This is a genomic window from Algoriphagus hitonicola (assembly GCF_900113375.1).
Classification (GTDB): domain Bacteria; phylum Bacteroidota; class Bacteroidia; order Cytophagales; family Cyclobacteriaceae; genus Algoriphagus; species Algoriphagus hitonicola.
This window is the reverse complement of sequence record NZ_FOPC01000001.1, coordinates 177,408-199,259: the sequence shown is the minus strand read 5'-3', so window position 1 is coordinate 199,259 and position 21,852 is coordinate 177,408. Positions and strand designations below refer to the sequence as shown.

21 protein-coding genes are annotated in these 21,852 nt (G+C 42.3%); 12 read left to right on the top strand and 9 right to left on the bottom strand.

Features of this window, described 5'->3' with window-relative positions; all coding sequences use genetic code 11:
• Positions 1-4: 4 nt before the first annotated feature.
• Both BM043_RS00930 and BM043_RS00925 read right to left on the bottom strand, forming a co-directional pair.
• Positions 5-1,078 carry a mannose-1-phosphate guanylyltransferase gene (locus BM043_RS00930; protein ID WP_092788366.1) on the bottom strand — a complete coding sequence of 358 codons (1,074 nt, stop codon included), beginning with the start codon at positions 1,076-1,078 and terminating at the stop codon, positions 5-7.
• A gap of 8 nt (positions 1,079-1,086) precedes the next feature.
• Complete coding sequence (locus BM043_RS00925) at positions 1,087-2,055, bottom strand: KpsF/GutQ family sugar-phosphate isomerase (RefSeq protein ID WP_092788365.1); 969 nt, start codon at positions 2,053-2,055, stop codon at positions 1,087-1,089.
• A gap of 97 nt (positions 2,056-2,152) precedes the next feature.
• On the opposite strand from BM043_RS00925, the gene recQ reads away from it, so the two are divergent.
• Genes recQ through BM043_RS00905 form a run of 4 tightly spaced genes read left to right on the top strand, consistent with a single transcriptional unit; the run spans position 2,153 to position 7,542 of the window.
• Positions 2,153-4,333 carry a DNA helicase RecQ gene (gene recQ, locus BM043_RS00920; RefSeq protein WP_092788364.1) on the top strand — a complete coding sequence of 727 codons (2,181 nt, stop codon included), beginning with the start codon at positions 2,153-2,155 and terminating at the stop codon, positions 4,331-4,333.
• Positions 4,334-4,348: 15 nt separating this feature from the next.
• Positions 4,349-5,638 carry a phosphoribosylamine--glycine ligase gene (gene purD / locus BM043_RS00915; protein WP_092788363.1) on the top strand — a complete coding sequence of 430 codons (1,290 nt, stop codon included), beginning with the start codon at positions 4,349-4,351 and terminating at the stop codon, positions 5,636-5,638.
• Positions 5,639-5,678: 40 nt separating this feature from the next.
• A complete protein-coding gene (gene ricT, locus BM043_RS00910; protein WP_092788362.1) occupies positions 5,679-7,097 on the top strand; it encodes a regulatory iron-sulfur-containing complex subunit RicT in 1,419 nt (472 codons plus the stop codon).
• Complete coding sequence (locus BM043_RS00905) at positions 7,090-7,542, top strand: gliding motility lipoprotein GldH (RefSeq protein WP_177188397.1); 453 nt, start codon at positions 7,090-7,092, stop codon at positions 7,540-7,542. Before ricT ends, BM043_RS00905 begins: the two co-directional genes overlap by 8 nt.
• Positions 7,543-7,604: 62 nt before the next feature.
• On the opposite strand, the gene pgi is transcribed toward BM043_RS00905, so the two are convergent.
• Positions 7,605-9,248, bottom strand: coding sequence for a glucose-6-phosphate isomerase (gene pgi, locus BM043_RS00900; RefSeq protein WP_092788360.1), 1,644 nt, complete (start codon positions 9,246-9,248; stop codon positions 7,605-7,607).
• Between the two features lie 122 nt (positions 9,249-9,370).
• Here pgi and BM043_RS00895 point away from each other — a divergent pair, with 122 nt between their 5' ends.
• On the top strand, positions 9,371-10,150 hold the full coding sequence (locus BM043_RS00895) for a hypothetical protein (protein ID WP_092788359.1): 780 nt from the start codon (positions 9,371-9,373) through the stop codon (positions 10,148-10,150).
• 31 nt (positions 10,151-10,181) lie between these two features.
• On the opposite strand, the gene acnA is transcribed toward BM043_RS00895, so the two are convergent.
• The gene (gene acnA / locus BM043_RS00890; protein WP_092788358.1) at positions 10,182-12,956 is read right to left on the bottom strand and encodes an aconitate hydratase AcnA; all 2,775 of its coding nucleotides are present in this window, start codon (positions 12,954-12,956) and stop codon (positions 10,182-10,184) included.
• Positions 12,957-13,106: 150 nt separating this feature from the next.
• Between acnA and BM043_RS00885 the strand changes: the two genes are divergently transcribed.
• Entirely contained in the window at positions 13,107-14,153 is a 1,047-nt protein-coding gene (locus tag BM043_RS00885; protein ID WP_092788357.1) for an endonuclease/exonuclease/phosphatase family protein, read from the top strand.
• A 9-nt stretch (positions 14,154-14,162) separates the two neighbouring features.
• Here BM043_RS00885 and BM043_RS00880 read toward each other — a convergent pair whose 3' ends face one another.
• Genes BM043_RS00880 through BM043_RS00865 form a run of 4 tightly spaced genes read right to left on the bottom strand, consistent with a single transcriptional unit; the run spans position 14,163 to position 17,105 of the window.
• Positions 14,163-15,137, bottom strand: coding sequence for an MlaD family protein (locus BM043_RS00880; RefSeq protein WP_092788356.1), 975 nt, complete (start codon positions 15,135-15,137; stop codon positions 14,163-14,165).
• The gene (locus BM043_RS00875) at positions 15,134-15,886 is read right to left on the bottom strand and encodes an ABC transporter ATP-binding protein (RefSeq protein ID WP_092788355.1); all 753 of its coding nucleotides are present in this window, start codon (positions 15,884-15,886) and stop codon (positions 15,134-15,136) included. Before BM043_RS00875 ends, BM043_RS00880 begins: the two co-directional genes overlap by 4 nt.
• Positions 15,886-16,683, bottom strand: a complete 798-nt coding sequence (locus tag BM043_RS00870; RefSeq protein ID WP_092788354.1) for an MlaE family ABC transporter permease — start codon at positions 16,681-16,683, stop codon at positions 15,886-15,888. The genes BM043_RS00875 and BM043_RS00870 overlap by 1 nt, the downstream gene beginning before the upstream one ends.
• A gap of 59 nt (positions 16,684-16,742) precedes the next feature.
• Positions 16,743-17,105, bottom strand: coding sequence for a response regulator (locus BM043_RS00865; RefSeq protein ID WP_092788353.1), 363 nt, complete (start codon positions 17,103-17,105; stop codon positions 16,743-16,745).
• A gap of 772 nt (positions 17,106-17,877) precedes the next feature.
• Between BM043_RS00865 and BM043_RS00855 the strand changes: the two genes are divergently transcribed.
• Complete coding sequence (locus BM043_RS00855; RefSeq protein WP_092788351.1) at positions 17,878-18,330, top strand: YciI family protein; 453 nt, start codon at positions 17,878-17,880, stop codon at positions 18,328-18,330.
• 14 nt (positions 18,331-18,344) lie between these two features.
• Here BM043_RS00855 and BM043_RS00850 read toward each other — a convergent pair whose 3' ends face one another.
• Positions 18,345-19,259, bottom strand: a complete 915-nt coding sequence (locus BM043_RS00850; RefSeq protein WP_092788350.1) for a glutaminase — start codon at positions 19,257-19,259, stop codon at positions 18,345-18,347.
• A gap of 173 nt (positions 19,260-19,432) precedes the next feature.
• On the opposite strand from BM043_RS00850, the gene BM043_RS00845 reads away from it, so the two are divergent.
• The 5 genes from BM043_RS00845 to BM043_RS00825 are packed head-to-tail and all read left to right on the top strand — an operon-like array spanning position 19,433 to position 21,790.
• Positions 19,433-19,777 carry a PadR family transcriptional regulator gene (locus BM043_RS00845; RefSeq protein WP_092788349.1) on the top strand — a complete coding sequence of 115 codons (345 nt, stop codon included), beginning with the start codon at positions 19,433-19,435 and terminating at the stop codon, positions 19,775-19,777.
• A gap of 54 nt (positions 19,778-19,831) precedes the next feature.
• Positions 19,832-20,062 (top strand): DUF433 domain-containing protein, encoded by a 231-nt coding sequence (locus BM043_RS00840; protein ID WP_092788348.1) that lies wholly within the window; start codon positions 19,832-19,834, stop codon positions 20,060-20,062.
• Entirely contained in the window at positions 20,062-20,406 is a 345-nt protein-coding gene (locus BM043_RS19830) for a DUF5615 family PIN-like protein (protein ID WP_092788347.1), read from the top strand. The genes BM043_RS00840 and BM043_RS19830 overlap by 1 nt, the downstream gene beginning before the upstream one ends.
• On the top strand, positions 20,406-21,095 hold the full coding sequence (locus BM043_RS00830) for a hypothetical protein (protein ID WP_245752872.1): 690 nt from the start codon (positions 20,406-20,408) through the stop codon (positions 21,093-21,095). Before BM043_RS19830 ends, BM043_RS00830 begins: the two co-directional genes overlap by 1 nt.
• Positions 21,092-21,790 (top strand): hypothetical protein, encoded by a 699-nt coding sequence (locus BM043_RS00825; protein ID WP_092788346.1) that lies wholly within the window; start codon positions 21,092-21,094, stop codon positions 21,788-21,790. Before BM043_RS00830 ends, BM043_RS00825 begins: the two co-directional genes overlap by 4 nt.
• The last annotated feature ends 62 nt before the right edge of the window (positions 21,791-21,852 follow it).

The following is a 21,852-nucleotide window of genomic DNA, read 5'->3' as shown; positions in this document are numbered from 1 at the left end:
GGACTTAAATAAAGTCCTCTCCTTTTTTTCTGGCATTGGAAACAAATTCTCTAAACTTCCGATCGCCATCCAAGGAGCAGATTAACAAGACATTATCCGTTTCATTGATCAGAAAATTGTCCAATCCCTCAACGACTACAAGCTTGTCATTGTCTGTTTTGATAAAGCAATTTTTGGTATTGTAAAGGAGGGCATTTGCCTCCACCACATTTTGATTTTCGTCTTTCTCCCGGTTTTCTTTTAGACTATTCCATGAGCCCAAATCCGCCCAGCCAAAATCCCCCAAAATCACATAGACTTCGCTGGACTTTTCCATGATTCCGTAATCAATAGAAATATTTTTGACCTGCAGATAAGCCTTGGATACAAAATCAGCTTCTTGATCAGTCCCGAAAAACTCCATTCCTTCTTCAAATACTTCTGCCAAATCAGGCATATATTTCCGAAAGGCATTGATCAAACTTCCCGATTTCCAGACAAACATCCCGGAGTTCCAGACAAATTCACCACTTTCAAGAAATGTCTTCGCCAACTTTGCATTGGGTTTTTCGGTAAAAGTTTTGACTTTCAATACCTCCTTTCCACTTCCTTCGATGTATTGGATATACCCGTAGCCCGTCTCTGGACGATTGGGTTTGATACCGAGCGTAATCAATCGGTCACCTTCCTGAGAAGCAAGAACAGCCTTTTGGATAGTTCTCAAAAATTTGCCTTCCTGTAAAATCAAATGATCAACCGGAGTGACGATCAACGTCGCATCCGGGTCATAACTATGAATCCGATAAGTCGCATAGGCGATACAGGTGGCGGTATTTTTACGATTGGGCTCTACCAGGATCTGATCCCCTGTCAACTCTGGGAGTTGTTCTTTGACGAGGTGGACGTATTTTCTATAGGTAATTATCCGAAATTGCTCCGGGTCTGCGATTTCACTAAATCGATCAAAAGTCATCTGAAGTAGCGTGCGGCCGGTACCGAGAACATCCAGAAATTGTTTTGGTTTTTTTCTACGGCTGTATGGCCAAAAGCGGGAACCAATCCCTCCTGCCATGATTACGATATAGGGTTTATTATTCATTGATTGGGTTAAACGATGCCTTCCTTCATTAATTCATGAATATGGACAAATCCGGCGATTTTTTCCCCATCCATAGCCACAAGCTGTGTGATATTATGATTACGCATCAGATTTAAAGCACGAATGGCAAATTCATCTTTTGAAATCGTTTTAGGAGAAGCCGTCATAATATCGGAGGCTTTCAAATGTTGGATGTCAAGCGATTTTTGGAGCATCCTCCTCAAGTCTCCATCGGTGATGATTCCTTTCAGGCAATCTGCGCCATCCACCACGGCTGTCGCTCCCAGCCTTTTACCACTGATTTCGACGATTACTTCAGCTAAGTTGGCATTTTCACTCACTTTAGGCACCTCATTACTTCCCAAGACATCGGATACTTTCAGGTAAAGCTGCTTACCCAAGGAACCTCCCGGGTGATATTTTGCAAAGTCCTCCGAAGTAAAACCCCTTGCCTCCAAGAGACAAACGGCCAAGGCGTCACCCAGGGCTAAATGTACCGTAGTACTTGTCGTCGGGGCTAGATTATTCGGACAGGCTTCCTCTCCGATCGTGGCATTCAGGACAAAATCCGCTTGCTCAGCCAAATAGCTTTGCGAATTGCTTACAAGAGCCACCAAGACAGAACCCAACCGCTTTAATAAGGGCACCAATACCTTTATTTCCGGGGTATTGCCGCTTTTAGATATGCAAATGACCACATCATCGGATTGAATCATCCCCAAATCCCCATGAATCGCATCTGCGGCGTGCATAAACAAGGCAGGTGTCCCTGTAGAGTTTAGGGTAGCCACTATCTTATTAGCAATGATGGCACTTTTCCCGATTCCTGTAATCACCACGCGGCCTTTTGACTGAAGGATGTGCTGCACGCAAGCCTCAAAATCACCATTCAGATAATCTTTCAACTTTAAGATTGCTTCAGCCTCATTTTGCAGGACCCTTAGCGCTGTATTTCTAATATTTTTAGCTAAATTCAATTTTACCTGTGTTAATCACTAATTTTGCACAAAGGTATAAAAGTAATTAATCATTCCTGTTTACAGGGTTTAACTAACCTTAAAAGCCCTCGTCCAAGTGGAAGAAAAAGTAAAAGCAGACCTTAAGAAAATATTCGGTTTCAGTCAATTCAGAGGAAATCAGGAATCGATCGTCGATAATTTGCTCAAAAAGCGAAATACCTTCGTGATCATGCCGACCGGAGCTGGTAAATCACTGTGCTACCAGCTTCCGGCAATAGTTTCCGAAGGAACTGCCGTGGTGATTTCCCCCCTAATCGCCTTGATGAAAAATCAAGTGGATCAGCTTAATGCTATCGGAATCAATGCTCATTTTCTCAACTCTACCCTAAGCAAATCCGAATCAAACCGGGTCAAAGCCGAGGTATTGAAAAAAAAGACTAAGCTGCTTTACGTAGCGCCGGAGTCTCTGACGAAAGAGGAAAATGTGGCATTTTTGAAAGAAGCTCACCTGAGTTTTGTAGCGATCGATGAGGCACATTGTATATCCGAATGGGGACATGACTTCAGACCAGAATATCGCAGAATCAAATCCATTGTGGCACAGATCGCTCCCAACCTGCCGATCATTGCGCTGACCGCTACTGCCACTCCGAAAGTGCAGCAGGATATTCAGCGAAATCTGCAAATGGAGGAAGCGGATCTATTCAAATCCTCCTTTAACAGAACCAATTTATTTTACGAAGTCCGGCCCAAAGTCAAAAACGACTCCAAGAAGCACCTCATCAAATTTATCAAATCCCATAAGGGAAAATCCGGCATCATCTATTGCCTGAGTAGAAAAAAGGTGGAAGAAATCGCCAATCTCCTCAAGGTCAATCAGATCAACGCCGCCCCCTATCATGCGGGATTGGACTCAGCCGTTCGGATCAAAAATCAAGATGATTTCCTCAATGAAGAAGTGGATGTGATTGTGGCAACCATTGCCTTTGGTATGGGGATCGACAAGCCCGATGTCCGCTATGTCATTCACTATGACGTGCCAAAATCTCTTGAAGGTTACTATCAGGAAACCGGCCGGGCAGGAAGAGATGGATTAGAAGGTCACTGCCTGATGTTTTATCGATATGATGACATCGTCAAGTTGGACAAATTCAATAAAGACAAAGCCGTAACCGAGCGGGAAAACGCTAAGCTACTCTTGCAAGAAATGGCCGCTTATGCCGAAACCGGAGTATGTAGAAGGAAATTTATCCTCAATTACTTTGGAGAAACCATGGATGATGACTGTGGCTTCTGTGACAACTGCAAGCGAGATCGGGAAACCTACGAGGGAATGGATTTGGCTATAACGGCTCTTGAGGCAGTGAAGCAAACCAAAGAACGATTTGGATTGGATCATCTGGTTAAGGTCATTCTAGGTGAGAAAAACGACTATGTAGATAGTTACAAACACGATCAATTGGAGGTTTTCGGAACCGGAAAAGAGGAAAGCGAAAAACGCTGGACTTCGGTGTTTCGACAGGCTCTAGTCATGAATCTCCTAGAAAAGGACATCGAAAACTACGGGATTCTAAAAATCACAAGTAAAGGAGCAAAATTTCTGGATGCACCTTACGCTTTGGCCTTTTTCGAAGATCATGATTTTGAGAAAGAATTAGAAAATGAGCAACCGGAGGTAGAAGTCAATGCAGGCGGAGTAGCCTATGATGAAAAACTCTTCGAGCTGCTTAAGGCAGAGCGGAAAAAAGTTGCCCGATCAAAGGGGCTTCCGCCTTATGTGATTTTCCAGGATCCATCTTTAGAGGAAATGGCTACGGTCTATCCTACCACCCGAGAAGAGCTTGCCCAGATTAATGGGGTAGGCATGGGCAAAGTCGCTAAATTTGGTTCGAGCTTTTTGAAGCTAATCAACAACTACGTAGAAGAAAACGAAATAGAAACTGCCTCAGATGTGGTCGTCAAATCATCCGGCACCCGATCAAAAGTCAAAATTTCTATTATCCAACAAATCGACCGTAAAATCGATCTGGACGAGATCGCCGAAAATCTCAACTTCAGCATGGGCGAATTGCTCCAAGAAATCGAGCAGATCATCTATAGCGGCACAAAATTAAACATCGATTACTACATTCATCATATCATGGATGATGAGCGGGAGGAAATCCTCCACGATTACTTCATGAATGCTGAAACTGACCATATCAAGGCAGCCTTAGAAGAACTAGAGGATGAAGACTTTGCCGAAGACGAGCTAAGAGTCTATCGAATCAAGTTCATTTCTGAACATGCCAACTAAACCTGAATCATATCAATGAATATACTCCTATTGGGAAGCGGAGGACGTGAACATGCCTTCGCTTGGAAAATTGTACAAAGCCCAAAATGCGACCGACTTTATGTAGCCCCCGGAAACGCCGGAACCCAGTCCATTGCCACCAATCTTCAGATTTCGGTCACGGATTTTGAGCAGATCAAAACCGCCATTCTAAACTATCAAATCGATCTGGTTGTGGTGGGTCCCGAAGAACCACTGGTCAGAGGATTGATCGACTTTTTGTTAGCCGACGACAAAACAAAAAAAATACCGGTCGTGGGACCTCCTAAACTCGGAGCAACATTAGAGGGGAGCAAGGATTTTTCTAAGCGCTTTATGCAACGAAACCAGATCCCAACTGCTGCCTACGAGACCTTTGATGCCAATCAACTAGAGGAAGGCCTTGCCTATTTGGAAAAACAATCACTTCCCATCGTCTTGAAAGCCGACGGTCTCGCAGCGGGAAAGGGAGTTTTGATCCTCGATAGTCTTGAGGAAGCCAAGATTGCTCTGAAAGAAATGCTTTTGGATCAAAAATTCGGAGCAGCTTCTTCCAAAGTGGTGATCGAAGAATTCCTTACCGGGATTGAACTTTCGGTATTTGTGGCTACAGACGGAAAAAGCTACAGTATCCTTCCAGAAGCTAAAGATTACAAGCGTATCGGAGAGGGAGACAGTGGACTCAATACCGGTGGAATGGGCGCCGTTTCGCCTGTAGTATTTGCAGATTCGGACTTTATGAAAAAAGTGGAAACTCAAGTCGTCCAGCCTACCGTGGCCGGATTGGCAGCAGAAGACATTCCTTACAAAGGCTTCCTTTTCATAGGTCTTATGAATAAAAATGGTGAACCTTATGTAATCGAATACAATGTACGGATGGGTGACCCCGAAACCGAAGCAGTCCTTCCCCGAATCGAAAGTGATTTTGTAGATTTACTTTGGTCAATCGGTACAGGAACGCTAAAAGATTATTCGCTGAAAATATCAGATAACTTTACCAGTACCGTTGTGATGGTTAGTGGCGGATATCCAGGTTCTTATGAAAAAGGATTTACGATTAGCTTGCCCGAAAAAACAAGCGGTGCGACCATTTTCCATGCGGGTACGGGATTTAACCAAGAAAAAAACTTGGTCAATCAAGGAGGCCGGGTAATCGCCGTTACCGGAATGGGAAGATCCCTGGAAAAGGCCCTTGAAAATGCGTATGAGACAGTTTCTCAAATCAAATGGGAAAAATCCTATTTCCGAAAAGATATCGGAAAGGATATCTTAGCATTCAACAACTAAACCCAAAACTAATCAAGGTTTTCACGCCTTGTCTAAATATATGTCAGGATGTAGTAGCTGCTCCACCACTACGGGTGGTTCCGGAGGCTGTCAAAACAACGGCACCTGCGGCACGAGCGATTGTAATAAAATGAATGCATTCGACTGGCTTTCCCACATGGGAATCCCCCAAGTCGATACCTACGATATAGTCGAAATCAAATTTAAGGGAGGTAGAAAAGAATACTACCGGAATGTGGACTACCTAAGTCTCAATACCGGAGACCCTGTAGTCGTCGATGTGCCTAGTGGTCACCACATCGGATATGTCTCCCTACAAGGCGAGCTTGTCAGACTGCAAATGCAAAAGCGAAAAATCAGAAATGATGATTCGATTTTGAGAATCTATCGGATTGCCAATCCAAAGGACCTGGAAAAATGGGAAGAAGCCCGAAACCGGGAAATGCCCACGCTTTATCGTTGCCGTCAAATCGTAGATGAACTCGGACTGAAAATGAAAATGTCCGATGTAGAATACCAGGCCGACAATTCAAAAGCTACTTTTTATTATTCCGCAGATGAGCGGGTTGATTTTCGGGAGCTCATCAAGGTGTTGGCAGGAGAATTTAAAATCCGGGTAGAAATGCGACAGATCAGCCTTCGGCAAGAAGCGGGAAGATTGGGCGGAATCGGGGTTTGCGGTAGAGAACTCTGCTGCTCTACTTGGCTTGTCGATTTCAAAAATGTCAGTACCTCAGCTGCACGCTATCAAAATCTCTCCCTCAATCCCAGTAAACTCAGCGGACAATGCGGGCGTCTCAAATGCTGCCTCAATTATGAACTGGACACCTACATGGATGCCATCAAAGACATCCCATCCGTAGAAAAACCACTTCAAACCGAACAGGGTCCCGCTAAACTCCAGAAAACAGACATTTTCAGAAAGCTGATGTGGTTTAGTTACAATCACGACAATGACTGGCATAGCATTACCTGCGAGCGGGTAAAGGAAATTCAAGACCTTAACAATCAGGAAAAAAAGGTTTTTAACCTCCAGTTTAACGAATCCTCGGAACTGGAAGATCTTGCTGCACAGTCCACGCGGGAATTGGAGATTTTGGATAAGAAATTCACCAAAAAGAAAAAGAAGAAGAAGCCTAGAAACAAATCTCAAAATAATCAAAATCAAGATTTGCCGGTTTCTGCAAAACCAATATCTCCTCCGACACGAAATCCACGAAACCAAGAAACTGAATCCAGAAAACCGGATCAGGCTAATCCGGAAAACAGAAAACGGCGCAATAAAAATCGCCGTAAACCTCCGGGCGCCCAGGGACAACCCCAAAAACCGCAAAACCCAGAGTCTAGTGGAAGTACACAAAAGCCAAATCCCCAAAAAAGTCAGCAAGAGGGAAAACGTAAATTTCCTCCACGGAGAAATCAGGGGCCTAATCCCAATAATGGTTCAGGTAATGAGTAAGTCAATCTACTTATTTTCTTCGATCGTAATCCTCTTTTTTTCCTGTGGACAGGATAGGGTCTATGAGGAATTTATTGCTCTTGACAATCAAACGTGGAATGCATCGGATAGCCTAAACTTTGACCTTGGAGAATTGGATTTGAATGAGAAAAAGACCCTGCTCGCCCTTCGGTTTAATGAACAATACGGGTATTCCAACTGCTACATTCGAGTGATCAGCAAAGATTCTACTCAATCTGTAATCGGAAATAAATTGTTGGATGTTCCACTTTTCGATTCTAAAACAGGGGAACCACTAGGAAACGGATTTGGAAGCACTTTCACCAAATACGATACCTTACCTTTTTCAATTCCAGAAAATACTAAATCGATAACTTTACTCCAATACATGCGTGTGGAGGACCTTCCGGGGATAGAAGCCGCAGGGATAAAAATTATAGACTAAAAAAAGCCGCCATTTTCATTGAAATTTGGCGGCTTTTTAATGAATTGAATTGCGACTGATTTTTAGCGCATCTTTTTATAGGCATTGATCAAGCCATTAGTCGAGGCATCGTGAGCATTGATTGGCTCCTCACCTTCCAATTCCGGCAATATCCCATTGGCCAGGACTTTTCCCAACTCTACTCCCCACTGATCAAAACTGAAAATATTCCAGATCGCTCCTTGGACAAAAATCTTATGCTCGTACATCGCCACTAGCATTCCGAGTGTATATGGGGTGATTTTTTGAACCAAAATTGAATTAGTCGGCCGATTCCCTTCAAATACCCGATGCGGAGCTACTTGGTCGATCGTGTCTAAAGATTTACCAGCTTGATTCATCTCATCTCTTACTTCATGAAGTGATTTTCCTTTCATCAAAGCCTCCGTTTGGGCAAAGAAATTGGACAAGAGCTTCTGATGGTGATCTCCGATGGGATTGTGAGAAACTGCCGGCGCAATGAAGTCGCAGGGGATCACTTGAGTGCCTTGATGAATCAACTGATAAAAGGCATGTTGCCCGTTGGTTCCAGGCTCTCCCCAGATAATGGGTCCGGTACTGTAATTCACCCGCTCACCGTTTCGACTGACGCACTTCCCGTTGCTTTCCATATTTCCCTGCTGAAAATATGCTGCAAAGCGATGCAAGTATTGATCATAGGGAAGAATTGCCTCAGAAGCAGCTCCCAGAAAATTAGTATTCCATATTCCAATCAAAGCCAAAAGCACCGGAATATTCTCGTCAAAATCGCTGTTTCGAAAATGCTCATCCATAGCGAATGCTCCCGCTAGCAACTGCTCAAAATGCTGAAATCCGATGGCAGAAGCAATTGGAAGCCCAATAGCTGACCATAAGGAATACCTGCCTCCTACCCAATCCCAAAATTCAAACATGTTATCCGGGTCAATCCCAAATGCTTGAACGCCGTTCAAATTTGTCGAAAGCGCCACAAAATGCTTTGCAACAGCAGATTCTTCTTTTGCATGATCCAAAAACCAATTTCTAGCCGTATGAGCATTGGTCATGGTTTCTTGGGTGGTAAAAGTTTTTGACGCAATAAAAAACAAGGTCGTCTCGGGGTCAATTTTCTTGAGCGTTTCTGCGATGTGCGTTCCATCCACATTGGACACAAAAAAGCATTCCAAACCCTCAGACTGATACGGTTTGAGTGCTTCGGTGACCATCACCGGCCCGAGATCTGATCCTCCGATGCCAATATTGACCAGACTTTTAATCGGTTTGCCAGTATAGCCTAGCCAGTTCCCCTGATTGACTTTATCGGCAAAGCGCTTCATTTTTTCGAGCACTTTATTGATTTCGGGCATGACATCAGCGCCGTCTACATAGACTGGGCGATTGGACCGATTACGCAAAGCAGTATGCAGCACCGCCCGTCTTTCGGTCTGATTGATGGGTTTTCCCTCAAACATCGCATTAATGGCATCCTGGAGTTTGGTTTCTTTTGCAAGATCAACCAAAGCCGATCTGATTTCGTCGTTTACTTTATTTTTGGAAAAATCCACCAGCATATCCTCAAGCCAAAGACTATAGCGCTCAAATCTGCTCTGATCATCAAAAAGTGAGGTAATGGTGAGATCTTTATATGTTGACGCCAAACTGGACAATTGGGTCCAAGCTTGGGTTTTCGAAGGGTTAATTTCGTGCATGAGTAGGTTATGATAGGAATGATGCACAAAATTAAGATTAATCTTGGAGGGGAAAAGTACCAATGGCTTTTGAAGAATTGAATCTTTCTCTTTTCTTAGCCAATTGAATCAAAAGACTAAAAATGATTTTTTTAAATTTCAAGAATCTCAAAACCCTCCTGATGCTGATTTTGACTTTTGGATTGGCTATGGGATCTCCGCTCCATGGCATTAGCCAAAATAAGACGATTGAAAAATTGAATAAGCATTTTTACCCGATTTCCGAGGAGGACAGTGCTTCATTCTCTTATTTTATAATGACTTCTTTAACCAAAGACTCGGTCAAACTGAAGCGAATTTTTGATCGAAAAAATCGACTGATTAAAGTGATCAAAACCGAGCCGAATACAGCTGAAGATTTTAAAGAAAAAACCACAGAAACCTACGATCCACAAGGAAATATACTTTCTCAGCGAATTGCCAATTTGGCAAATGGAAAGTTCATTGAAACTTTCTTTTTTGATGAAAAGCAGGTAGGACAGGTTTTATTTGAAGGAAACCAAACCTATCATGTCATTCGAAATGGTGAAGAAAAACCAAGCATGAAAAATTCAAATGACTTTGAGCCACAGTTTACTGAACCGTTGGAGACCTGGAATTTATACCTTCTCAATCATCTGAAAATTGATCAAAAGAAAGTCAAGGAGGCAAATCAAAGGGTAATAGTCGGAATTTTGGTAGATGAAGTAGGCTTGGTCAAAAAAGTCGAGTGGGCCAATCCCTTGGGAGCCGAGCCTTATGTGGCAGAAAGAGCAATTGCTGCCGTCAAAGGTTGGGGTAGAAATTTTCTTCCCGCCTTAGATTCCTTTGAGAATCCAACCAAAAAATGGCTCTATGTACCAATTAGCTATCAAAAGCATTAAAAAAAAGCCCGATTGCTCGGGCTTTGTGAACTTATTCATCTTTAAGGAAACCCCTTAATACATAATTGAGAATCCCTCCATGGGAATAGTAGGCAATCTCCACCTCTGAATCCAATCGGGATTTGACCTTAAACTGCTTCTCACCTTTGTCCGAAAGGGCCAAAACTGATAATTCCTGACCTGGGGTTAACCCGCTTTCAATTCCTGAAATTGTGAATTTCTCTGCGCCTGTCAATTCTAGCGAAAGCGCATTTTCTCCTTCCAAAAACTGTAGCGGCAAGACCCCCATTCCTACCAGATTACTTCGGTGAATACGCTCGTAACTTTCCGCAATGACCGCTTTGACTCCCAAAAGATTGGTCCCTTTGGCAGCCCAGTCCCTTGACGAACCCGAACCATATTCTTTACCGGCTAAAACGATCAAAGGAACGTCGGCTTCTTGGTATTTTTGAGAGGCTTCGAAGACACTCATTTCCATCCCGGAGGGGATATGAGTGGTAAAACCACCTTCCGATTTGGCCAAATGATTTTTGATCCGAACATTGGCAAAAGTACCTCTGATCATCACCTCATCATTTCCCCGTCTCGACCCGTAGGAATTGAAATCCGGGCGCTCTACTCCGCGCTTGATGAGAAACTGACCTGCCGGTGAATCCTCACGAAATGAACCTGCAGGTGAAATATGATCTGTGGTGATGGAGTCTCCCAGCTTCAACAACACCTGCGCTCCTTCTATATTTTTAGGGCTAGGGACTTCTTCACTGATTCCTTTGAAAAATGGCGCTTCTTTGATGTAAGTAGAGGAATCATCCCAAGGATAAATTTCACCATGCCCGGATTCCAGATTTTGCCAGATTTCATTTCCTTCAAATATTTCCCCGTAACTTTTTTCATAATCATTCGGAGAAAGGACCTTTCTGGAGATATCGTCGATTTCCTCCTGAGTAGGCCAGATATCCTTCATGTACACGGGCTCCAAGTTGGGATCATATCCCACTGGTTCATTATACAAATCGACATCCACCCTACCGGCAATGGCATACACAACCACCAGCATCGGAGACATCAGGTAGTTCATCTTTACCTGGGGATGCACTCGAGCTTCGAAATTCCGATTACCCGAAAGCACCGAAGCTACCACCAAATCATTATCCTCCACTGCTGTCGCGATGTGCCGAGGCAATGGACCTGAATTTCCGATACAGGATGTACAGCCGTATCCCACGGTGTGAAACTTCATAGCCTCCAGATCATCCATCAAGCCGGCCTTTTCTAAATAATCCGTCACTACTTTGGATCCTGGGGCCAAAGAGGTCTTGACCCAAGGCTTGACATCCAAGCCTTTCTCCCGGGCCTTTCGAGCAACGAGACCCGCTCCCAGCATCACCGATGGGTTGGATGTATTGGTACAAGAAGTAATGGCGGCGATGACAATAGAACCATCATGAAGTTCAAACTTTTCGTGATGAAGATCTACGGTGACGGTTTTGAGTCCGTCCTTGACTTTGGTTTCATAGCTTACCTCCGTTTTTTTCTGGGTTTTTTCTCTTCCTTCTTGACCTCCACCCTCAGCAAACCATCGGCTCACTTCGCGCTGATCAATCGGAATATAAGTTCTGCCATGTACAGAATGAATTAGCTCTTCGAATTTCGTTTTGAAATCCTTTACCAGGATCTTGTCTTGGGGTCTCTTGGGGCCCGAAACCGTGGATTCGACAGTGCCCAGATCCAATTCCACCAAAGAGGAATATTGAATCAAATTTTCATCCTCTCTCCAAAGCAAATTGGATTTGCAATAATCCTTGACCAACTCGATCTGTTCTTCACTTCGATTGGTTTTGGACATGTAATCCAAGGTCCGGTTATCAATGGGGAAATAGGTAACTGTACAACCAAACTCTGGAGACATATTGGAGATCGTCGCTCGGTCTGGCACCGATAAATGATCCAAGCCAGGACCAAAGACTTCTACAAATTTCCCCACTACTCCATGCCTTCTCAATAATTCGGTGATGGTCAAAACCATGTCCGTAGCGGTGGTTCCTGCGGGTAATTTTCCGGTCAATTTCAAACCAACTACCTCCGGCATGATAAAATAGATCGGCTGCCCCAAAAGAGCCGCCTCTGCCTCGATACCACCAACTCCCCAGCCAACTACTCCGATCCCGTTGACCATGGGAGTATGAGAATCTGTACCGACCAACGTATCGGGAAAAGCCATTCCATCCCTTACGATCACCCCTTGAGCGAGGTATTCCAAATTGACCTGATGACAAATCCCCATTCCCGGAGGCACCACAGAGAAATTGTCAAAAGATTTTTGCGCCCATTTCAAAAATTGGTAGCGCTCCCGGTTTCGCTCATATTCTACTTCGACATTTTTCAGATAGCTGTAATTGGTGCCAAAAAAATCAACCTGAACCGAATGATCGATTACTAAATCGACCGGAATCAAGGGATTGATTTTAGAAGGATCTTTCCCTTTTCGCTTTGCTTCGGAACGCAGTGATGCTATATCTACTACAGCCGGTACTCCCGTGAAATCCTGCATCAATACCCGGGCGGGTTTGAAGGGGATGTCCTTGTCTGTGGGAGAAGGAGACCAAGAGAGCAGGGTATCGAGATGTTCTCGAGTGATGGCAAAATCATCAAAGTTTCGTAGAGCGTTTTCGAGCAAAATCCGGATGGAAAAAGGCAAATGTTTTACCTTTTTGCCGGATTCTTCCAGTTTTTTGAGACTCCAATAAGTCACATCTCCTTGAGGAGTTTTCAAACTTGATTTGATGTTAAATGGATCTAGCTTCATACTTTTAGTATTGGTTAAAAATCTATTTCAATTAATCAACTGGAATTGAATCGATTCAATTCCTAAGACTTATAAGATATCTATTTTTTGGCAAAATGAGTAGAAAATTGGACATGAAGATTTAACTTCCTCCTTTCAAACCCACTTCAAATGTTGATTTTAGAAATTCTCAGTTCATTTTTTATTCTAGCTACTTTCCTTCCTTTGGTCAAATGGGACTATTGGTGGATCCGGGTTTTTGATTATCCCCGACTCCAAAAACTCATCATTAATCTCCTTCTTCTGGCAGCTTGGCTATATCTAGACCCGGACTTATCCAATAAAACGCTTTCTTATATTTTTGGCTTGGTCCTGGCATCACTTTTTTTAGCCAAAAAAGTGTATCCTTTTACCCCTTTTGGAAAAAAAATGATCAACAGGGTCGCCTACAACATCGACAGTGGGATTCATGTTTTGGTGGCTAATATTTATCAGCTCAATGAAAAATACGATAAGATCATCAAGTTAGTCAAACGAAAATCTCCCGATGTGGTGTTTATGGTCGAAACCAACAAGGAATGGGAAAAACAAATGAAACCGCTGGAGGAGAAATACAAATATCATGTGAAAATCCCTCTTGAAAATACCTACGGCTTACTCTTCTACACCAATCTGGAAATTGTCAGGAAAGAAATCCAATACCTCATAGATCCCGAAATTCCTTCCTTAGAATTGGATTTATTGCTACGAAATGGCAAAAAAATCACCCTTTATGCCATTCACCCTACGCCACCGGTTCCCGGACAAAATACACTAAGTACTGAGCGGGATGCTGAAATATTGATGGTGGGCAAAAAATCAAAAAACAATCCTCTCCCCTCGATAGTCCTTGGAGACTTGAACGATGTAGCCTGGAGTTATACCACGGAGTTATTTCTGAAAGTTTCGGAAATGGCCGATCCCAGAAGGGGACGAGGCATGTACAATACCTTTCACGCCAAAATTCCTGTTTTCAGATGGCCGCTAGATCATTTTTTTCTCAGTAAGCACTTTGCCCTATCGAGTCTGAAAGTTCATTCCGGAGTCGGATCGGATCACTTCCCAATCAGTATTAAAGCAGTATTGACTCAAACCAATGACACCGATACGCTAGAAGCGGATGGAGATGATAAAAAAGAAGCCCGCCAGAAAATCGCTAGCGGGCTTGCCATGAATTAATTGAAAGATTTAATTCTCTTTGTCGTCAGCTTGGGCTTTTCGCTTAAATCCTTTTCTGAAAGGCCAGGTATATTCCAAAGCCTCCAAACCACGGTTCAAATTGTAAGTTGCCGAGTCAGTGTTGTTAAGCGTACTTTTTAGAAGCTGCGCAAATTCCGGATCGTTAAGCAACATTCCCATGGAAGTATTGGGATCATCCAGTTTGGCAGATATTTCATTGAGTTTCGCGGTTAATTCTTCGGTATTTGCTGCAGAGCTTTTGAAGCTTTCGACCGTAGCTTTGAGGTCAGTTGCCATCGTAGTATCGGTAGCCAAATCATTGAATAAATTTCCCTCCTGATTCATCTTGGAGGTAAACGAATTCAAATCAGTTAGCATTTTATTGCTGTTGATGCTGGCCTGATTGAGATTGGCTAGGATAGATTTAAAGTTATCCGCCAAGACCGAGTCGGTCAATACTGCGCCCACGATGCCTTCCCCAGCGGCAAGCTGAGAAGTTAGCTTTTTCAGGTCATTGGTGATTTCGACCAGGTTTTCATTATTCACCTGAAGGGTTTCCATCATTCCGTCGGTATCCAGTGGCATGACAGCTTCGAGCCTGTCTCCATCTTCCACTGCAGGAGCCATGGTCGTACCTCCGTAGATTACGATGATTTTATTCCCAATCAATCCATCCGAACTGATGGTTGCTTTGGAATCCTTTCGGATAAAATCCTGAACCGATTCCTCTACATTCATCTCCACTTCTACCTGAGAATCTCCATAGAAATTGATCTTTTTGACGGTACCAATTTTCACCCCGGAAAACCAAATATTATTCCCCGGCTGCAATCCTCCGATATCATCAAATACCGCCTTGAGCTGAATCGCCTGGACAAATTTCTTCTGCTGTCCTCCCAGGGTAAGTACCCCGGCTACCAGTATGGCAATTCCTATAAATACAAATATGCCAACGATAACGGATCGTTTATTTTCACCTCTCATGATTCGATAAAATTATAATCGTAGAATGATTTTACTTGCTGATCTTCCGCCTTGGAAAAGACCTCCTGAAAAGAACCCTTGGATCGAAACTGTCCATCCAATAAGACCGCCATTCGATCGCCTGTGATTTTGGCGCAGGTCAGGTCGTGGGTAATCACAATGGATGATGTACGAAATCGATCCTGCACCTCATTGATCAAATTATTAATTTCCATACACGTGATGGGGTCCAATCCAGCGGTAGGCTCATCATAAAGCATAATCTCTGGATTGAGGATTAAAGTTCGGGCCACTCCGATTCTTTTTTTCTGACCTCCCGAAAGCTCCGAGGGCATTTGATTGATCGTTTGGGGCAAACCCACACTATCCAGCATTTCCTCGATTTTCAGGTCTTTCTCCTTTCGAGTCAGATTTTTAATGTTTCGCACCAAGGGAAACTCCAGGTTTTCTTTGACCGTCATACTATCGTAAAGGGCGGAGTTTTGAAATGAAAAGCCGATTTTTAATCTAAGCGTATTCAGGGCCTTGGTTTTCAATTTTTCGACGTCTTGACCCAACACCCGCATCACACCGGAATCCTGCGTGAGCAGTCCCACCATGATTTTGATAAAAACGGATTTTCCCGCACCGGATTTCCCAAGTATCACTACAGTTTCGCCTCGGTATAATTCCAAGTCTACACCTTTGAGGACGTGAAGATCTCCAAATGATTTTTTTAGACCGATTGCTTCTACTACTTTTTCCTTCATTACATATTCCGGATTGCGTTGACGATCTGAAGGGCCAAAAGCTCTTCAATAAATATCAAAAACATGGAAATCACCACCGCAGAGTTTGCAGCTCGACCCACTCCTTCTGTTCCTTTGGTCGAATTGTACCCTTTATAGCAACCCACGATCCCTATGGTAAAACCAAAAACGATAGATTTAAGGACCGAAGACCAAATATCCAAAAAGGTGATGGACTCAAATACCTGAAAGAAAAACGTCGTCAGAGAGACCATTTCATTCGCATTGACATTTAGAAATGATCCCATCAAGGCCACAAAGTCGGTGTACATCACCAAGAGGGGGATCATGATAGTCGTCGCCGTCACTCGGGTTACCACCAGGAATTTAAAGGGATTAGTCGCAGATACTTCCATTGCATCGATCTGCTCAGTTACTTTCATGGACCCAATCTCCGCACCGATACTTGAGCCTACCTTACCCGCGGCAATAAGCGCCGTCACCAAAGGCCCCATTGCCCTGACCACCGCTATGGATATCAAAGAAGGCAACCAGGAACTCGCCCCAAATTCAGACAGTGATGGTCTAGACTGATTGGTAAAAACGATCCCTACAATAAAGCCAGTCAAGGAAATCAGAGGCAGGGATTCCACCCCAATGCGATAGCATTGGTGAATGAGTTCTTTAAATTCAAAAGGAGGCAAAAACGCTTCCTGAAAATATCGCCTGACAAAACTCCAGGCATCTGCCAATCCTTTGAAAAACTTATCTATTTTCTTCGAAAGCAAGGGCTTTCTGTCATCTGCTTCTTCAGCCATATTATTGATTCGAATGCCCGAAATTAATTAAAATATTCTAAAGGAGCCCCTTCCTAGATTCATTGCGACAGCATCGATTCCAGATCAAGCTGTGATAGGGGCTTTTCAAAATGTCCTTGGATAAACGGATCATCCGCGATCCTGTTTCTATCCTCAGGATCTACCGATCCACTAAGTACAAAAACCCTGCCCTTAGTTCCGATTTTTTTTATTTCATTGATTATTTCCCAACCCTCCATTTCTGGTAAATGCAAGTCGAGCAATATCAAATCTATGGAATGATATTTCAAAAAATCAATGGCGTTCATCGGATTATCAAAGCAATGCAATTCGGGCTTGGGTTCAATTAAAGAAAGCCGTTTTTGTAAAAGTAAATGTTGGATTTTGTCATCATCTAAAATCAAAATTTGTATCCTTTTCATTCTTTAATTAGTTCTCTAATTTCAACCAATTTCATCCTTCTTTTTTTCTTATTCAGAAAGTCTAAAGTTTATTTTTTATATCCTTTTACCGAACAAAAGTATCGGGAATCCCTTCAGGACTTCACATTTTTTACATTAGTGGCAAATACGATAAATCTTGAGAGTTGGATTATTTTCAATCGTCCAAGTTTTAATAAATTCTATTTTTTAGTTTAATCTAATTTTTTTAGACAAAACTAATTAAGCCAACACTAATTCGATCATATATCATTTAAAATCAACCAGTTAATTTACAATCAATGAAGTATAATCGAATCATTCCACAAGGTACAAATTCCTAACTTTGCTCAAATGAATCAGGCAAGATTCAAGCCAAAAAAATTGAAGAATATTCTGATAGACATTGCCTATAGGAGGGTTTTTCTCTCTGGAAATTCAAAAATTCTATTCTTAGAATTAATCTGAAACTCCTCTCCTATTTCCTATTTTTTGATTCCTGTTTTCCCAAAAAATAAACCTTATATCCTGCCAGATTTTATCCGCTTTTGAAGCCTAAAATAGGGCCGCTCTTTTCAATTTTTGAAAGCAAAAAGAAAACTCATAATAGAACAATCGCTTTTAAATTTATCTATTAATCGATTCCGTTTTTTCCATTTTCCCAATTAAGCCAACTCATGTTTCTGGCCTTATTATTCTTTTTTAAAAAATCAATTCCTTCCAAAAATTACAGTATTTTAGATTTGTTAATTCATCAATTAAATCGCTCAACATTATGAAAAAAATACTGCTATCGCTTTTCCTTTTCTTGGGGTATTGTGCCACCTCATTTGCTCAAGAAAATTTTGACCAAGAGCTTGCTACCCAACTGGGCGCCGATGACTATGGCATGAAAAAATACGTCATTGCCTTTCTCTATCGTGGTGATCGGGTCAATGAATATAGCGAAGAAGAACGAGCCGAATTTCAGCGGGGACATATGGATAATATCACCAAACTGGCCGAGGAGGGCAAGATGGTTTTGGCCGGTCCCTTCTTCGGAAATGAAGAGCTACGGGGATTGTTTTTCTTCAATGTGGAGTCCATCGAGGAAGCACAGAAATTAACCGAATCAGACCCCTCTGTCAAAGCCGGAATCCTCAAGATGGAACTCAAAGAATGGTATGCCTCAGCAGCTCTCCCCTTACTTCTTGAACTCCATTCAAAAATAGCCAAAGAAGCCATCTGAGGTTTACCGGAAAATCAGAACAGCGAAAAGGAAAGCTTATCGGTCAGGAGTTCCAAAGCACGGATCGCCTTGACCGAATTTCCTTTTTCATTTAATTCTGGACACCATACCGCAATGCTAAACTTATGCGGCATGACCGCGGCGACTCCACCCCCTACTCCACTCTTTCCCGGAAGTCCCACCCGATAGGCAAATTCCCCTGCTTCATCATAAAATCCGCAAGTCAGCATCAGTGCATTGATTCGTCGGGCATGGCTTTCTGAGAGGATTTTCCGCTCTCCAAAAATAGAATACCCATCATTGGCCAGAAATGAAAAAGATCTAGCCAAATCCTCGCAGGTCATTTCCATGGCGCAGTGAGAAAAATATACCTCCAAAACCTGATCGACGGGATTATCGAAGTTTTTGTAGGATTTCAGAAAATAAGCCAAGGCCGTATTGCGCTCCCCATGATTTTTTTCAGAGTTTTTTACCGCAGAATTGATACTGACGGAGTTTTTTCCGGCGATTTCATTGATAAACTCCAGAATCTGTTCGGTCGGATGATCATATTTGCTACAAAGGGCGTCGGCAATCACCAAAGCGCCAGCATTGATGAAGGGATTTCTGGGAATTCCCTTTTCGTACTCCAATTGCGCGATCGAATTAAAAGGATTCCCGCTGGGCTCTACATTGACCCGGGACCAAAGTTGGGGGTCAAATTTGGGAAAAACCATCGTCAGCGTATGGACTTTGCTGATACTCTGGATCGAAAAAGGGATTTGAGAATCCCCCACCGCAAAGACATTTCCCTGGAGATCCACGAGTGCAATTCCAAACTGATCGGGATTGACATGGGCCAGTTCAGGAATGTAATTCGCCACTTTACCGCGCTGATTCTCCTGCTGTACTTCCTGATATACTTCCTCGATGATTGATTGATAATCCATCAGAGTAAGTTGGGAAAAATATGGGGACTTGAAAAAAACGGCTATAAAATTTATTAGTAAGCGGTCAAACTTTCTTTTCTGCTTTGCAAAGAATCGATTTTAAGAAAAAAACAATACATCGGAATCTTAGGTATGTAATTTTTTTATATATTCAAGCTCGAAAGTAAAAACACATGTCAAACAATAACCTGATCAAAGGAAGTCTTCAAACCATTATTCTCAAGCTTCTCGAAGAGAATGAGCGCATGTACGGCTATGAAATCACCCAACGAGTAAAAGAACTCACGGAAGGTGAGATCAAAATTACGGAAGGCGCCCTCTACCCTGCACTTCATAAGCTGGAAGCGGAAGGGATGTTGACCACCGAAATCCAACAAGTGGAAAATCGAGTACGGAAATACTACAGTCTGACCCAGGACGGTCAAAAGGAAGTCAGCGCTAAAATGTCCGAGTTGCAAAGTTTTGTGGGCAACCTCCAAAGGATTTTGGATCCTGAATGGAAACCGGGACTGGTATAAGTAAAACTTTTAGGGTTTTGGAGGGGTAGAAAAAATTTAACTAAACAAAAAGATATGCAAGATTTACTAAAAAGAATCACAATCAATCCTGATATCGCTCATGGAAAACCCACGATCAGGAATACACGATATGCAGTAAGTTTCATTTTAGAATACCTTGCTGGAGGTGATACTATTGAAGATTTATTAAAAGAATTCATTGATCTTGAAAAAGAAGATATCTTGGCCTGTTTGGCTTATGCAGCGCAGATGGCAAACACGAAAGACTTTAAAATCAGCGCATAATGAAGTTCCTTTTGGATGCAAACCTGCCTCCTTCTTTGGCCGATGATTTAATTGGCCACAATGTGAATCATGTTCTTTCTTTTCCCAAAGGAACAACCACTAGTGATACTGAAATAAATGATTACTGCTCCAGCAATGATTGCATCCTAATAACAAAAGACTCAGACTTCTATGACTCATTTATCTTACATAAAAAGCCTCCAAAACTCATTCTCGTTAAACTGGGAAACCTAAAAATCAAAGAGCTAAGGAGTTATTTCAGAAAAAACCGAGAATTAATAGAATCCTTAATCAGCAAATATTCCTTGATAATTCTTACGCCAGAAAGTATAAAATTAATCTAGTGATCCGTCAACTAACAGACATAGAACTCCAAGAAATCCGTAAATCCATCCTGCGGAAAGAAATTTCCTCAGCCGAAATTCTGATGGAAATCTATGACCACTACATCAGTCATCTACAGGAATATTCCGAATCAGAATTTTCGGAGCAGCTTTTTGAATTGGACCATAAGTTTACCTACGGATATTGCCATGCCCTGCAAGCCAATTTTAAAACAGAGGCGAAAAAAGACATCCACCAAACTCAATGGAAAGTCATCCGATCCTATTTCTGTACTTCGAGGTGGTTGTTTTTTGCAGGGATTTTGGTGATTATTTTCACGATTGCTACTCAGACCAGGAGTGAACGAGAAACTCAACTGATGATTCTTTCACCCTTGATTTTGCTTACTATCACTTCCTTTATTTTCACTTGGAAAAACTATGTAAAACTAAAGCCGATCAAAAAAGCCTTTAAGGGAAATGGCATTCCGATACAGTCCTCTCTGGCTTTGCCTATTTCAGAACGCATGTATTTGCCAGTTTTACTCATTTATACTATGAACTTCTTTCTTTCCAGACTTTTTGAACTCGACTTTCCCTATGATCAGGTCCAAGCACCACTAGCCACTGTTTTGACTGCGGGATTGGTCTTGTACTTTCTTTCCTTGATGGAAGTCTGGAAAATCAAATCCAAAACGGCCTTGGTATGAAACTCTCTAAAGAACAAATCAAACAGCTCAAAAAACTGATTTCCTACAAAGGCTATCCCGAGATCGATGTGCAATATGAGATTCTTGATCATGTGGCCTGCAATGTAGAAGAATTGCTGGAAGAAAACCCTTCTTTAAATTTGGAAGAGGCCTTTCGAAAAGTACATGCCAGTTTTGGGATTTTTGGGTTTAGCGGCTTGGAAGAATCGTATAAAAAAGCCATCGAAAAAAGGATGTGGACGAATTATAAGCAAGAAATAAAAAGGCTCTTGACCAGCTATAGGCTACTGTTTCCGATTTTACTGGGCTTACTTATTTACCAAACCTCCATTCTTTTAGAAGACCCCAAAGCTTGGGTTTTACTATTAGCAGGTTTCGTATTGGCAGGTAGTGCTATTTTTATCATCACCTATTGGAAAAAATACCAGTACTTAAAAAATTACGCTTCCTTTATGGGCTCAACTCAAGTCTTTCAAGCCCTGAATATGGGCATCTTGGCCAGCCTTTATTCCTATCAGTTCGTGTATAAATCGAGTGAAGAGGGATCATTTTTATTTTTTTCCATTTTCAAAATTATAATCACTGTAGTACTCGTTGGATTTGCAATCAGTTCGTTTATTCTCCCAAGACTTCTCAGGCAATCCATCTCCGAGACAGAAAAGCTCAAAAAACTCTATGAATCCGTAGAAGAGTAAGATTCATTTTTAAGGCTTAAGCTTTCGTACTTAAGAATTCTGACTCTCTTTGCTGCCTACTG